This window comes from Pseudomonas sp. SJZ131 (assembly GCF_007828705.1).
In the GTDB taxonomy this organism is placed as follows: domain Bacteria; phylum Pseudomonadota; class Gammaproteobacteria; order Pseudomonadales; family Pseudomonadaceae; genus Aquipseudomonas; species Aquipseudomonas prosekii.
Map to the genome: position 1 here is coordinate 441,929 of NZ_VIVC01000001.1, position 12,783 is coordinate 454,711.

The following is a 12,783-nucleotide window of genomic DNA, read 5'->3' on the forward strand; positions in this document are numbered from 1 at the left end:
AACCCATGAACATCATTCTCATCACCGGCGGCAGCCGCGGCATCGGCGCCGCCACCGCGCAATTGTGTGCACAACGCGGCATGGGCGTGATCCTCACGTACAAGAGCAATCCGCAAGCGGCGCAGTCAGTTGTCGCGCAAATCAACGCCGACGGCGGCCAAGCGCTGGCGCTGGAATTGAACGTGAGCGATGTCGGCACGTTCGGCGGGTTTGCCAAGACGGTTAAACAGGCGCTGCAAACAACGTGGCAGAAAACCACCCTGCACGGCCTCGTCAACAATGCCGGCCACGGACTGTTCAACCCGATTGAAACCGTCAGCGAGGCGCAATTCGATGGCCTGATGAACGTCCACCTCAAAGGCCCGTTCTTCCTGACCCAGGCGCTGTTGCCGCTGCTGGAAGAGGGCGCAAGCATCGTCAACCTGACCAGCGCCACCACTCGCGTGGCCACCGCCGGCGTCGCCCCTTACGCCGCCGCCAAGGGTGGGCTCGAAGTGCTGTCACGCTACATGGCCAAGGAATTCGGCGACCGGCGCATCCGCGCCAACGCGGTTTCCCCCGGCGCGATTCGCACCGAACTGGGCGGCGGCCTCAACGACGAATTCGAAGCGCTTCTGGCCGGGCAAACCGCACTCGGTCGAGTCGGCGAAGTGGACGACGTCGCGCGCGTCATCGCCACGCTGCTGTCGGACGACAGTGGCTGGATCAACGCGCAGAGCATCGACGTGTCCGGCGGCTACATGATCTAGGGCCGACCCGCCCGATAGACCAGACTTTGCGCCTGCCCCGGCACATCATCCAGCAGCTCGATACGCTGCATGCCGAGCTTCTCCAACACGCCGATGGACGCCTGATGATTGGGCCGCACCAGCGCAAACACCTGCTCGGCGTCGAGCTCGGCGAAGGCAAATTCCAGCGCCGCACGTCCCAACTCGGTGGCAAAACCCTTGCCCCATGCGTCGGTCGCAAAGCGATAACCGAGGTTCAAACGCGGCTCGGTGAGGTAGTTGTACAGCGCGATACCGCCGAAACCAATCACTCGATCCGGCGCCTCACGGCTGGCAATCGCCCATTGCCCATAGCCGTGATCACGCCAGTGCGTGAGCCAGCCGTGCAGCAGGTTTTGCGCCTGATGAAGCCCGGTCAACGGCCCGGCAGGGTTGAACTGATTGGTCGCGGGGTCGCCGTAAATCGCGAACAGGCGTGGCAGGTCGTCGGCGGTGGGTGGCCGTAAAATCAGGCGCTCGGTAGTTCGCGTCATGGAGGTTAGTTCCTGAAAAGAATGGCTTTGCGCAATGGCATCAATTCACCGCCCCCCGCGCCACCAACCGCAAACCACTCGCGACGCTCCCGACCGCCGCAAACCCCGCACCAATGCTCAGCGCCAGCACCGGGCCGTGTTTGCCGGACAGCCCGAAACTCAGGGCGACCAGTGCGGCGCCGGTGGCTTGGCCGATCAGGCGGGCCATGGCGATAGTGCCGCTGGCTCCGCTGGCACGTTCGCGAGGGGCGCTGGTCATCAGGGCTTTCTGATTGGGGGCCTGGAAGAAGCCGAAACCGATGCCGCAAATGATCATGCGAATGATGATGCCGGTGGCGCTGGGGTCGCTCGGCAGCAATGCGAACGAGAGCATGCCGGCGCTGAGAATGGCCAGGCCGATGCCGCCGAGCAAGCCGGGCGGGTAGGTGTCGGACAGGCGCCCGGCCATTGGCGCGATGAGCGCGACGACAATCGACCAGGGCGTCATCAGAAAACCGGTCTGGATCGGGTCGCGACCCAGCGTGGTTTCGAAAAAGAACGGCAGTGAGACGAACGCCAATCCCTGGGTCGCAAACGCGCAGAACGCGGTCAGCGCCGACAAAGCGAACATTGGTCGCTTGAGCAAATCCAGCGGAAACATCGGCGCCGGATGCCCGGCCTCGCGGCGCAACAGCAACGCTCCTGCGATCACCGCGACGACGAGAGCGATCACCACGCTGCTGGTCGAACCGAGTTGCGCAGCCTGGCTCAGGGCGAAAATCAACGCGCCGAAGGTGATGACGTTGAGCAGCGCGGTCAGCGCGTTGAACGCCAGGGCGGTGGGTTGGCTGCTCGGCAGCGAGCTCCAGGCGAATGCCAGCGCAAACAGCCCCAGCGGCACATTGATCGCAAACAGCCAGGGCCACGTCGCCACCGACAGCACCAGCGAGGCGATAGTCGGCCCGGCAGCGAAGCAGGTGCCGACCACCAGCGCATTCAAACCCAAGCCGCGACCGATGCGTTGCGGCGGGAAAATCAGGCTGATCAGCGCCGCGTTAACGCTCATGATCGCGGCGGCGCCGATGCCTTGCAGCACCCGCGCGAGGGTCAACGTCGGCAGCGACCATGCCAGCGCGCACAACGCTGAAGAGGCGACAAACACGATGATCCCGCCGAGGAATACCTTGCGATGGCCGACGATCCCGCCCAGCGCCGCGAACGGCAGCAGCGTCGCCACGGCGGCCAGTTGGTAGGCGTTGATGATCCACACCGAGGCGGCGGGCGAAGCATTGAGGTCAGCGGCGATGGTTGGCAACGCGGTGTTGGCGATGGCGGTGTCGAGGGTTGCGAGGGCAATCGCCACGAGGATTGCCACCAACCCGCGCAGCTCTCGCGAGGTGAGTGTGTCGGGGCGTTCGGTCGGCAGGTCTTTGGAGAATTGAGTCATCGGGTAGTCATGGGCCGGGCACGGATTGGTTGAGAAGGTCGCTCAGACCTGCGGCGCACTGCCGTCGGATCATAACCCGAGATTTTCGATGTGTACCGCCACGGGCTCAAGTCGTCAATGAAACAACAATGTCGACGAGGTTAACCGGCACGTAGATCAGCGTGAGCGTCGCATAGGCTTTGCGCGATCTGGCCATGAAAGCGCACACCGGGAGGATGATCATCACTACGTCCAGCGCGCCCCATAACGCAATCGGCGAGGCTCGGAAAAACAGCACATTCACCACCAGGCCGATGGTCAGGTAGGTCGATAACGACAGCAGCGCGTAGCGGCCATCCTGTTCGAAGTAGATGCGCAGGCCGTTCTGCTCGTCTTCGCTGCGGCTCGGCAGCAGTAACGCGGAGGAGATGAACAGCGACAACGCCAGCAGCACCAGGACGATGAATTCGGCGAACGAGAAGGTGGATTTGACCGCAGGCAACGAGTTGACCGCCCACCAGAAATCCAGTTGTGTGGTGAACAGCATGACCGCCCAGACCAGCGCGACCCAGTCCGGTGCGGCGATGCGGCGGATGCGGAACACGGTCAGCGCGCCCAGCAGCAGGCGCGTCACCGACAGCCCGAGGATCATCGAAAGTACCGTGGCAACGATGGGGAAGTTGCTCATCCTGTCTCCGCGAACCGTTACGCGTTAAGTCAACTTCGGCAAGCGTAGACCAGCTGTTCGCCTCACGTGGAGCGGCAGCCTTCTGATAGCAGCCGTTCGATCTGCGCCAGTTCCCAGGTGCTGAGCAGGCTCACGGGGTCGGTGCCGTAACGCTGCCAATCTTCAAAAAGACCTTCTCGGCCAGCGGGGCAGACGCAGCTTTGGCAGTGGCGCAGATGCTTGCCGTCGAAGTCGAGGGTCAGGCGCCAGCCTTCGATATCGACCTGCACCGGGCTGCGGGTGTCGAGGCATTGCAGGTGGCGGGTTTGCAGCGCTGCATCGCGCAGTATCTGGCAGACCTCGCGGGCGCTCAGCGCGGGGCGTGGCTGGGTCGGTGGGTTGGTTTGCAGAAAAAGCGTTTCGCCAGTCGGTGTCATCAGCAGCCTCGTGCGCCGGAGGTTTTCGGTGCGAAGCCGTGAAGATACCTTGTGCGCGAGGCTGCTGGTAGTGCGCTAAACCGCGTCGAACAGGCAGTTCTGCCGGGTTTGGGTGCAATTCGCCAACAGTTCGGCGCTGGCGCGCTAAAATGCGCGCCGGTGGGCGACAGCCCGTTAACTTTCCAAGCGAAGAGAAGCCCATGGCGAACCAAGACATCACTTTTATTCCGGACCCGGACGCAGACTCGATTTCCTCCGATGTGGCCGGTTTCGGCGGCCTGCTGGTATCCACGCAGATCCCGACCCACGCCGATGGCAGCCTGGAACTGGGCGGCATCGTCGAGCAAAGCGAATGCACGTTGCAGGCGCTGAAAGTTGCGCTGGAAGGCGCGGGCAGTTCGTTGGATCGGGTGTTGCACCTGACCATCTACCTCACCGACATGGCTGACCGCGCCGCGTTTAACGAGGTGTATCAACGTTTCTTCGCCAAACCGTGGCCGGTCCGCGCTGCGGTGGGTGTGGCGGCGTTGGCGGTTGAAGGCATGCGCGTTGAAGTGACGGCGATGGCTGCCAAGGGTTGATGGGGGGATGGTTGAGGCTGAGGCTGATGATGCAATTGGTTTAAGGCTGATGGCTGAGAGCTGAGCTGAGCGCTAATGGCTCAGGCTTTACACAAAACCTGTGGCGAGCGAGCTTGCTCGCGTTGGGCTGCGCAGCAGGCTCCAGTTTTTCAAGTAAAGCGGGGGCCGCTTCGCAGCCCAGCGCGAGCAAGCTCGCTCGCCACAGGGGTGGTGGTGGCTGTTGGGGCGCGCCATCCAGGCACATACAAAAGAGGCGGCTCAATTGAGCCGCCTCTTTCAGTGTTCAACCGCGCTTCGGCAGTTTCCAGTCCGGGCGGATGAAGTGGCAGGTGTAGCCGTTCGGCAGGCGCTCTAGGTAGTCCTGATGTTCCGGTTCGGCTTCCCAGAACGGGCCGGCCGGGGTGATTTCGGTGACCACTTTGCCCGGCCACAGCCCCGATGCCTCGACGTCGGCCACGGTGTCTTCGGCGACCTGTTTCTGCTCTTCGCTGAGGTAAAACAGCGCGGAGCGGTAGCTGGCGCCGATGTCGTTACCCTGGCGATTGGCAGTGGTCGGGTCGTGGATCTGGAAGAAAAACTCGAGAATCTGGCGATAGCTGATCTGCTCGGGATCGAACACGATTTCGATCGCTTCGGCATGATTGCCGTGATTGCGATACGTCGCATTCGGCACGTCGCCACCTGAATAACCGACCCGCGTGGACAGCACGCCGGGGTAGCGTCGCAGCAAATCCTGCATGCCCCAGAAGCAGCCACCGGCCAGGATGGCGGTTTCGGTTTGCGTCGTCATGGATGGTCATTCCCCTCGGTGAAATGGTGCGTTACTGATTGATGATCGGGCTGTTGAACTGGTCGGAGTAACTGCCGCCCATGAGCGAGGATGCCACTCGATCAGAACCGATGCCACTGCGCGAGTAAGCGAGGCGGGCGGCGTTGACCCGGTCGGAGCCGTCGGCGGCGAGTGCTCCTGCGCCAACCCGGTCAGAACCGTCGGCAGCAACAGCCCCAGCGCCGACCCGGTCAGAGCCGTCGGCAGCGACTGCGCCCGCGCCGACCCGGTCGGAACCGTCAGCCGCAACAGCCCCAGCGCCAACCCGGTCAGAACCGTCAGCAGCAACAGCACCAGCGCCAACTCGGTCAGAACCATCCGCCGCAACTGCACCAGCTCCAACTCGGTCAGAACCATCCGCCGCAACTGCACCAGCGCCGACGCGATCGGAGCCATCCGCCGCAACTGCCCCAGCGCCAACTCGGTCAGAGCCGTCAGCAGCAACCGCCCCAGCGCCAACCCGGTCGGAACCGTCGGCCGCAACCGCCCCAGCGCCAACCCGGTCAGAGCCGTCGGCCGCAACCGCCCCAGCGCCAACCCGGTCAGAGCCGTCGGCCGCAACCGCCCCAGCGCCAACCCGGTCAGAGCCGTCAGCAGCAACCGCTCCAGCGCCGACTCGGTCAGAACCATCCGCCGCAACCGCCTGCGCATCCGCGGCCCACGCACCCGGCACCACCACAGCTGCCGCAAGCACCAACACAACGCCTGAAATAAACCTGTATTTCATGATGTTCTCCACGACCCGTCAGCCACGCACACTGCGGCTGAATTGATTGCGATTGGCACGGGTGCGCCGCACAGCGCACGGGTGTCGACGTGTTGCCTGATTTCGAAATATCGAACTGAAGCAGTATAGATCGCTGATTTGCGCCGATCCGGCGCGACGACCACCGGTGCCGACATGCGGTGCCAAACTTGCACGAGCAGGGCGCGGGGCGCGACTAGAATCAATGCGTCATTTTCCATTCTGGAGAAGCGCAATGCTCAGCAAAAACACCGTGTGCATCTGGTACGAAAGTGCCGCCCTGGACGCCGCCGAGTTCTACGCCGCGACGTTTCCCGACAGCAGCGTCGGCGCCGTTCATCGCGCGCCCGGCGATTATCCGGCGGGTAAACAGGGCGATGTGTTGACCGTTGAATTCAGCGTGATGGGCATCCCGTGCCTCGGGTTGAACGGCGGCGCCGGGGTGAAACACAACGAGGCGTTTTCGTTCCAGGTCGCCACCGAAGATCAGGCTGAAACCGATCGCTTGTGGAACGCGATTGTCGGCAACGGCGGCAAGGAAAACGTCTGCGGCTGGTGCCAGGACCAATGGGGCCTGTCCTGGCAAATCACCCCGCGCGTACTCACCGACGCCATCACCAGCGCCGACAAAGCGGCGGCCAAACGCGCGTTCGAAGCGATGATGCAAATGGGCAAAATCGACGTCGCGGCCATCGAAGCGGCGGTGCGCGGCTGACTGGTGATCAGTTGCGATCCAGCCACACGGTCTGCGCGTTGCAGAATTCGCGGACGCCGAAGTGCGACAGCTCGCGGCCGAAACCGCTTTTCTTCACGCCGCCGAAGGTCACGCGTGGGTCGCTGGCGCAGTAGCCGTTGATAAACACGCCGCCGGTCTCGAGCTCGTCGGCGAAGTGCTTGGCGAGTTCGAGATTGCGCGTGTAGACCGTCGCGGCCAGGCCGAATTCGCTGTCATTGGCCAGCGCCAAGGCATGGTCGGCGTCACGTGCGGTGATGATCGAGGCGACCGGGCCGAACAGCTCCTGTTTGAACGAGGTCATCTGGTCGGTCACTTGGCTGAACACGGTCGGCTCATAAAAGTTGCCCGGGCCTTCAGCCTTTTTGCCGCCCAACAGCAGAGTCGCGCCTTCTTCCAGGGTGTCGCGCACCTGTTGATCAAGTTCATCGCGCAGATCGAAGCGCGCCATCGGGCCAATGTACGTGTCGCTCGACAGTGGGTCGCCAACCTTCAATTGCTGGGTCGCTTCGACGAACTTGCGGGTGAATTCCTCGACCACGCCTTGCTCGACAATCAGCCGCTTGGCCGCTGCGCAGACTTGCCCGGTGTTCTGGTAGCGACCGATCACCGCAGCTTTGACCGCTTCATCGAGGTCGGCGTCGTTGAGCACAATAAACGGATCGGAACCGCCCAATTCGAGCACGCATTTTTTCAACGCGGCGCCGGCCTGAGCGCCGATGGCCATGCCGGCGCGCACGCTGCCGGTGAGGGTTACGGCGGCAATGCGCGGGTCAACGATGGCGCTGGAAACACCGTCCGGCGTGACGTTGATCACTTCGAACAGACCTTCGGCAAACCCGGCACGCTGGAACGCGTCGCGCAGCAGATAAGCGCTGCCCATCACATTCGGCGCGTGCTTGAGCACGTACGTGTTGCCGGCGATCAACGCCGGAACTGCACCGCGCAGCACTTGCCAGATTGGGAAATTCCACGGCATCACCGCTAGAATCGGCCCGAGCGGGCGGTACTCGATGCGCGCCTTGTTGCCTTCGACCAGCGTCGATTCGGCGCTAAGCATGGCCGGGCCGTGTTCGGCGTACCACTCGCACAGTTGCGCGCACTTTTCGACTTCGCCGCGCGCCTGGGTGATCGGCTTGCCCATTTCCTGGGTGATCATTTGCGCGAAGTTTTGCGCGTCGTCCCGCAATGCCTTGGCCAGTGCGGTCAGCAATTGCGCGCGCTGCTGCAGCGCCGTGCGGCGCCAGGTTTTGAAGCCTGTGGCGGCGCGGGCGAGGGCGGCTTCCAGTGCCGCTGCAGATTCAAAAGGGTATTGGCCGATCGTTTCGCCGGTGGCGGGATTGATCGAAAGCGCGTGGGTGAGGCTGGAGACCTGAGTCATGACACCGTCCTGCTGGGTGGGAATGCGCTCAGGTTAAGACGATGGCTGTTTTCTGGAAACTGAATAATACTGAGCGTATCGTTCACGTTTGGAGAATCTCTTGGATCTGGTTCAGCTCGAAATTTTCAAAGCTGTCGCCGAGCACGGCAGCATCAGCGCGGCTGCGCAACACATCCACCGAGTGCCGTCGAACCTGACCACGCGGATCAAGCAACTGGAGCTGGACCTGGGCGTGGACCTGTTTATCCGCGAGAAAAGCCGCTTGCGCCTGTCGCCCGCCGGCTGGAGTTTTCTCGATTACGCGCGGCGCATCCTTGACCTGGTCCAGGAGGCACGGGCGACGGTGGCGGGCGAGGAGCCGCAAGGTTCGTTTCCATTAGGTTCGCTGGAAAGTACCGCGGCGGTGCGCATTCCTGAATTGCTGGCGGCGTACAACCAGAAACACGCCAAAGTCGAGCTGGACCTGTCCACCGGGCCGTCCGGGACGATGATTGACGGCGTGCTCTCGGGGCGATTGGCCGCCGCTTTTGTCGACGGCCCAGTGCTGCATCCGGCGCTGGAAGGCGTGCCGGCGTTCGAGGAGGAAATGGTCGTCATCGCGCCGCTCAACCATGCGCCGATCCAGCGCGCGCAGGACGTCAACGGCGAAAACATTTACGCGTTTCGCTCCAATTGTTCGTATCGGCATCACTTCGAACGCTGGTTTTCCGAGGACGCTTCGGTGCCCGGCAAGATTTTCGAAATGGAGTCCTATCACGGCATGCTCGCCTGCGTCAGCGCCGGCGCCGGTTTGGCGTTGATGCCGCGCAGCATGCTCGAAAGCATGCCTGGCTGCACCACGGTGAGCATCTGGCCGCTGACCCCGTCGTTCCGGTTTTTGCGCACGTGGCTGGTGTGGCGGCACGGCACGGTGTCGCAAAGTCTGACCATGTTTGTGCGTTTGCTCGAGGAGCGCGGCGTGGTCGAAGAGGTGAAATGAAAGGGGCGCCAGCGGCGATACCAATTTGCCATCGCTTCCATTAGAGTGTGCGCCGCTCGGGAGACGGATCCCGGGCGTTTTTTCTAATGGAGTTTCACCTTGAATTACCTCAGCAAGATGGTTGCCGTTGCCGTATGTGGTCTGGTTCTGGCCGGTTGCACAGGCGCGCCGATGAAGACCCAGCAATATGACGCCAGCCAATACACGGTCCTCGGCCACAGCGAAGCAAGCGCCACCGGCATGCTGCTGTTCGGCTGCATCCCGATCCAGCACAACAACCGTTTTGTTCGCGCCCAGACCGCCGCGATCAAAGCCAAGGGCGGCGACGCGCTGATCAACACGCAAGTGCAGGAAAACTGGTTCTGGGCCTACGTGCTGACCGGTTACACCACTCATGTCTCGGGCGACGTGATCAAGCTGAACAATAAGATTCAGTAAGTGATCCGGTGGGAGCGGGCGGGCTTGTGAAGACGGTTTTGCGGTCGACGTAGATGTTGAATGTCAGGGCCTTTTCGCGAGCAGGCTCGCTCCTACAGTTTGCTTATGCGCAGGATGTATCCACGAAAAAGCCCGCACTGGGCGGGCTCGGTATTCGAGTAGGTGGCCGGTGCTGGTCTCCGGCTTACGAGATTTATCAGGCTTCTCACAGCAAAGTTTTTTGCCTTACTGCTTCACACGGCATAAGGGCTGGATCTCAGCGCGGAGATCTTTCTAACCGTGTACCCTTCGGAGCGCGCCCCACGCTTCCTCGCTATCCTCTTGCGCATCAGTCTGCGTCTTCACCTACAACTTCAGCATAGTCACCCGCCGAAAACCCCGCGCAGTCTTTTTAGATCGATTGCGCGCAAGCGTGTGCGCGACAGGATGGAAAAACACTATGCATTTGCAGTCACCCGAAACGTTGCAGTAGTATACGATTCATATGCATTTCATATCGGATGGTTGTTCATGGGTATCGTCAAAATTTCAGAAGACATGCACGAGAATCTGCGGGTCGCGAGCAATGCGCTGAGCCGCTCGATCAATGCCCAGGCTGAGCACTGGATGCGTATTGGCATGCTCGCCGAGTTGTATCCAGACCTTGATCACAACGCGATCTGCCGTTTGCTGATCCGCGCCGAACAGGCCGGTGGTCTTGATCTGCAACAGGTCTGCGCAATGGCCGATGGCGTGAAAATCCCTGCAGGAGCCGCCGTATGAACCGTGCCGTGAGGGCCATCGTGCCGATCAATACGCCAGCGCAAATCGCTCAGTCAGGCGTCGCCGGCAAAATGGCCGCCGAGGTGTTGGCGATGATCGGCCAGCACGTCAAACCGGATGTGACCACCAATGAACTGGACCGGATCTGCAACGACTACATCGTCAATGTGCAAAAAGCCATTGCTGGCAATATCGGTTATCACGGCTTTCCGAAAACCGTTTGCATTTCGGTCAACGAGGTGGTGTGCCACGGGATTCCTTCGGACCAGGTGCTGAAGGATGGCGACATCGTCAACATCGACATCGCCGTGGTGCAGGATGGCTGGTTCGGCGACACCAGCCGCATGTACTTCGTCGGCGCGCCGCGCCCGGAGGCGCTGCGACTGGTGCAGACCACTTATGAAGCGATGTGCGCCGGTATCCGCGTAGTGCGCCCCGGTGCGACGTTGGGCGATATCGGTCATGCGATTCAAAGCGTCGCCGAGCGTGATGGTTTCAGCGTGGTGCGCGAGTATTGCGGGCATGGCATCGGCAAGGTTTATCACGATGAACCGCAGGTGCTGCATTACGGTTATCCGGGGCAGGGCCTGACGCTCAAGACCGGGATGATTTTCACCATCGAGCCGATGCTCAACGCCGGCAAACGCCACGTCAAAACCCTCGCCGATGGCTGGACCGTGGTCACCAAGGATGCGTCGCTGTCGGCGCAGTGGGAACACATGGTCGCGGTGACCGACGATGGTTTTCAAGTGCTGACCGCGTGGCCGGATCAAGTCGAAGGTTATCCGGCGCCGTAGCCAATGGCGGGGTGGGTGACGAGAATGGCGTCGCCCGCATCCAGCAACAATCCCGCGCAAAAATCTCAGTCGGCGCTCAACGTCTGCGTGGTGCTGAACACCCGATTACGTCCCGCAGCTTTCGCTTGATACAAACGTTCATCCGCGCGTTTGATCAGCGCCGAAGCATTGCTATCGGACAGTTCCGCCACGCCGACCCCGATACTCACCGTCACCTGACCCACTGCAGCAAACTGCGCTTGGGCAATCGCCGCGCGGATCTTCTCCGCCACGACTTCGGGGCTTTCCGGCTCTTCCAGCTCGGGCAGCAATACCGCAAATTCCTCACCGCCAAACCGCGCGACAAAGTCTGTCGCGCGGGTGTTGCGTTGAATCAACTGCGCCAGTTGCACCAGCACGTCATCACCGGTCGCGTGCCCGTAAGTGTCGTTGATGCGCTTGAAGTGATCGGCGTCGATAAACAGCAGCGCAAACGTGCGTCCGGTGCGCTGGAACAACAGGCTGCATTCGGCGAGTTTTTCGTCGAAGCGCCGACGGTTGAACACCCCGGTCAGCGCATCGTGAGTCGCCAGTTTTAACAGGTCGGCATTCGCTTGGGTGAGGGCGGCGGTGCGCTGCGCGACGGTGGCTTCCAGCGAGGTGTTGGCCTCCTGCAATTCGCGCTCCTTGCCAAGCAATGACTGGGTCATGCCCTCAATCGACGACACCAGTTGGGCGATTTCCAGCACCGGATGATCCTGCGGGAAAACCACATTGGGCTGCTGTTCGCCGACCTGTTTCGCGGCGCGCGCCAATTGCTCGATCGGGCGACTCAGATACAGCGCCAGGTAGTACGCAACCAGTCCGAAAATCATCGCTGCGAGCACCCCCAGCAACAGCAATTTGTAGAACAGCACCCGCGCCGGTTGCAGCGCGATGTCCAGCGGCTGGCGCACCGCGATGTACCACGCCAGCCCGGTGCTCGACGGTGTCGGCACGGCAACGGCGCTGGTCAGATAACCGTTGCCGACCGTCCAGCCCGGCGTGGCGCCGGCCTGTTGCGAAGCCGTTGGCAGATTGGGCAACTGCTCGCCGGCCAGCTGCTCGGGGTAAAGCACCTTGCCGTCGTTATCGACAATCAGCGCCTCCACTTCCGGCGTCGTGCCTTTTTGCAGCACCGCCGCATCGACAATTTTCGTCACCCAGCTCCAATGCGCATGGGCGCCAAGGACGCCGACCACTTCGCCCTGGTTATTGCGAATCGGCGCGGCGAAATCGATGAAGCGCAACGGCTCGCCGTCGGGACTGCCCGGCAGCAATTTGGCGAGCAACACCGCTTCGTGCGGATCGCCGGTGTAATCACCGCGCAATCCGGCCTGGAACCACGGGCGTTGCTGGACTGACTGATTGACCAGCAGATTATTCACCGCTTGGCGCACCCGCCCATCGCTGTCGGCGACGCCCATCCACGCGTATTCGGCGCGCGATTGAGTGCGCAGTTCCATCGACGTCAAAATGTCCGGGTCATCCAGATTGCCGCGTTTCAACAGCGGCGCACGGCTGAGCAGCGACACTTCGAGTTGGCGTTCATGCAGTTGCGCGCCAAGCAACTCGGCGGCGGATTTGGCCGTGCTCAGCAGGGCATTGCCGCTCGCTTGGCGCATCTGCGCGGTGGCGATGTGGCCCACGTAAAACCCGACGCTGAGCAGCGTGAGCAACGACAAACCGGCAAACCAAAGGGTCAGGTGACTGCGCAGACTTGCTTTGAACATGAAGTGGCTGCCGCTTT

15 protein-coding genes are annotated in these 12,783 nt (G+C 62.0%); 7 read left to right on the forward strand and 8 right to left on the reverse strand.

All coding sequences use genetic code 11. The annotated features are described in order from the left end of the window. Nucleotides 1-5: 5 nt before the first annotated feature. The gene (locus FBY12_RS01790; RefSeq protein WP_145250515.1) at nucleotides 6-749 is read left to right on the forward strand and encodes an SDR family NAD(P)-dependent oxidoreductase; all 744 of its coding nucleotides are present in this window, start codon (nucleotides 6-8) and stop codon (nucleotides 747-749) included. On the opposite strand, the gene FBY12_RS01795 is transcribed toward FBY12_RS01790, so the two are convergent. From FBY12_RS01795 to FBY12_RS01810, 4 genes are all read right to left on the reverse strand, one after another. Continuing rightward, complete coding sequence (locus tag FBY12_RS01795) at nucleotides 746-1,261, reverse strand: GNAT family N-acetyltransferase (RefSeq protein ID WP_145250517.1); 516 nt, start codon at nucleotides 1,259-1,261, stop codon at nucleotides 746-748. The two genes, FBY12_RS01790 and FBY12_RS01795, sit on opposite strands and share 4 nt — an antisense overlap. Before the next feature lie 40 nt (nucleotides 1,262-1,301). After that, the gene (locus tag FBY12_RS01800; RefSeq protein ID WP_256663275.1) at nucleotides 1,302-2,618 is read right to left on the reverse strand and encodes an MFS transporter; all 1,317 of its coding nucleotides are present in this window, start codon (nucleotides 2,616-2,618) and stop codon (nucleotides 1,302-1,304) included. 175 nt (nucleotides 2,619-2,793) lie between these two features. Further along, nucleotides 2,794-3,354, reverse strand: a complete 561-nt coding sequence (locus tag FBY12_RS01805) for a hypothetical protein (protein ID WP_145250523.1) — start codon at nucleotides 3,352-3,354, stop codon at nucleotides 2,794-2,796. A 62-nt stretch (nucleotides 3,355-3,416) separates the two neighbouring features. Next, nucleotides 3,417-3,770, reverse strand: a complete 354-nt coding sequence (locus FBY12_RS01810; protein WP_145250526.1) for a hypothetical protein — start codon at nucleotides 3,768-3,770, stop codon at nucleotides 3,417-3,419. A 200-nt stretch (nucleotides 3,771-3,970) separates the two neighbouring features. Here FBY12_RS01810 and FBY12_RS01815 point away from each other — a divergent pair, with 200 nt between their 5' ends. After that, entirely contained in the window at nucleotides 3,971-4,351 is a 381-nt protein-coding gene (locus tag FBY12_RS01815; RefSeq protein WP_121733627.1) for a RidA family protein, read from the forward strand. A 283-nt stretch (nucleotides 4,352-4,634) separates the two neighbouring features. On the opposite strand, the gene msrA is transcribed toward FBY12_RS01815, so the two are convergent. Next, complete coding sequence (gene msrA / locus FBY12_RS01820) at nucleotides 4,635-5,141, reverse strand: peptide-methionine (S)-S-oxide reductase MsrA (RefSeq protein WP_121733626.1); 507 nt, start codon at nucleotides 5,139-5,141, stop codon at nucleotides 4,635-4,637. Nucleotides 5,142-5,147: 6 nt separating this feature from the next. Next, nucleotides 5,148-5,810 (reverse strand): hypothetical protein, encoded by a 663-nt coding sequence (locus tag FBY12_RS28085; RefSeq protein ID WP_178111707.1) that lies wholly within the window; start codon nucleotides 5,808-5,810, stop codon nucleotides 5,148-5,150. A gap of 350 nt (nucleotides 5,811-6,160) precedes the next feature. On the opposite strand from FBY12_RS28085, the gene FBY12_RS01830 reads away from it, so the two are divergent. Continuing rightward, on the forward strand, nucleotides 6,161-6,640 hold the full coding sequence (locus tag FBY12_RS01830) for a VOC family protein (RefSeq protein WP_121734165.1): 480 nt from the start codon (nucleotides 6,161-6,163) through the stop codon (nucleotides 6,638-6,640). 7 nt (nucleotides 6,641-6,647) lie between these two features. On the opposite strand, the gene FBY12_RS01835 is transcribed toward FBY12_RS01830, so the two are convergent. After that, entirely contained in the window at nucleotides 6,648-8,039 is a 1,392-nt protein-coding gene (locus FBY12_RS01835; protein WP_145250529.1) for an aldehyde dehydrogenase family protein, read from the reverse strand. Nucleotides 8,040-8,139: 100 nt separating this feature from the next. On the opposite strand from FBY12_RS01835, the gene FBY12_RS01840 reads away from it, so the two are divergent. From FBY12_RS01840 to map, 4 genes are all read left to right on the forward strand, one after another. Next, entirely contained in the window at nucleotides 8,140-9,018 is an 879-nt protein-coding gene (locus tag FBY12_RS01840; protein WP_145250532.1) for a LysR family transcriptional regulator, read from the forward strand. 99 nt (nucleotides 9,019-9,117) lie between these two features. Beyond that, nucleotides 9,118-9,456, forward strand: a complete 339-nt coding sequence (locus FBY12_RS01845) for a hypothetical protein (RefSeq protein ID WP_092269910.1) — start codon at nucleotides 9,118-9,120, stop codon at nucleotides 9,454-9,456. A gap of 510 nt (nucleotides 9,457-9,966) precedes the next feature. Next, a complete protein-coding gene (locus FBY12_RS01850) occupies nucleotides 9,967-10,218 on the forward strand; it encodes a ParD-like family protein (RefSeq protein ID WP_101208083.1) in 252 nt (83 codons plus the stop codon). Then, the gene (gene map, locus FBY12_RS01855; protein ID WP_371927361.1) at nucleotides 10,215-11,015 is read left to right on the forward strand and encodes a type I methionyl aminopeptidase; all 801 of its coding nucleotides are present in this window, start codon (nucleotides 10,215-10,217) and stop codon (nucleotides 11,013-11,015) included. Before FBY12_RS01850 ends, map begins: the two co-directional genes overlap by 4 nt. A 65-nt stretch (nucleotides 11,016-11,080) precedes the next feature. Here map and FBY12_RS01860 read toward each other — a convergent pair whose 3' ends face one another. Then, complete coding sequence (locus FBY12_RS01860) at nucleotides 11,081-12,766, reverse strand: sensor domain-containing diguanylate cyclase (protein ID WP_145250535.1); 1,686 nt, start codon at nucleotides 12,764-12,766, stop codon at nucleotides 11,081-11,083. Between the last annotated feature and the right edge of the window lie 17 nt (nucleotides 12,767-12,783).

Coding starts and splice junctions, on each gene's coding strand:
- FBY12_RS01790 (WP_145250515.1), top strand. CDS start 6: ATGAACATCATTCTCATCACCGGCGGCAGCCGCGGCATCGGCGCCGCC.
- FBY12_RS01795 (WP_145250517.1), bottom strand. CDS start 1,261: ATGACGCGAACTACCGAGCGCCTGATTTTACGGCCACCCACCGCCGAC.
- FBY12_RS01810 (WP_145250526.1), bottom strand. CDS start 3,770: ATGACACCGACTGGCGAAACGCTTTTTCTGCAAACCAACCCACCGACC.
- FBY12_RS28085 (WP_178111707.1), bottom strand. CDS start 5,810: ATGGTTCTGACCGAGTCGGCGCTGGAGCGGTTGCTGCTGACGGCTCTG.
- FBY12_RS01850 (WP_101208083.1), top strand. CDS start 9,967: ATGGGTATCGTCAAAATTTCAGAAGACATGCACGAGAATCTGCGGGTC.
- FBY12_RS01815 (WP_121733627.1), top strand. CDS start 3,971: ATGGCGAACCAAGACATCACTTTTATTCCGGACCCGGACGCAGACTCG.
- FBY12_RS01860 (WP_145250535.1), bottom strand. CDS start 12,766: ATGTTCAAAGCAAGTCTGCGCAGTCACCTGACCCTTTGGTTTGCCGGT.
- FBY12_RS01805 (WP_145250523.1), bottom strand. CDS start 3,354: ATGAGCAACTTCCCCATCGTTGCCACGGTACTTTCGATGATCCTCGGG.
- FBY12_RS01830 (WP_121734165.1), top strand. CDS start 6,161: ATGCTCAGCAAAAACACCGTGTGCATCTGGTACGAAAGTGCCGCCCTG.
- msrA (WP_121733626.1), bottom strand. CDS start 5,141: ATGACGACGCAAACCGAAACCGCCATCCTGGCCGGTGGCTGCTTCTGG.
- map (WP_371927361.1), top strand. CDS start 10,215: ATGAACCGTGCCGTGAGGGCCATCGTGCCGATCAATACGCCAGCGCAA.
- FBY12_RS01835 (WP_145250529.1), bottom strand. CDS start 8,039: ATGACTCAGGTCTCCAGCCTCACCCACGCGCTTTCGATCAATCCCGCC.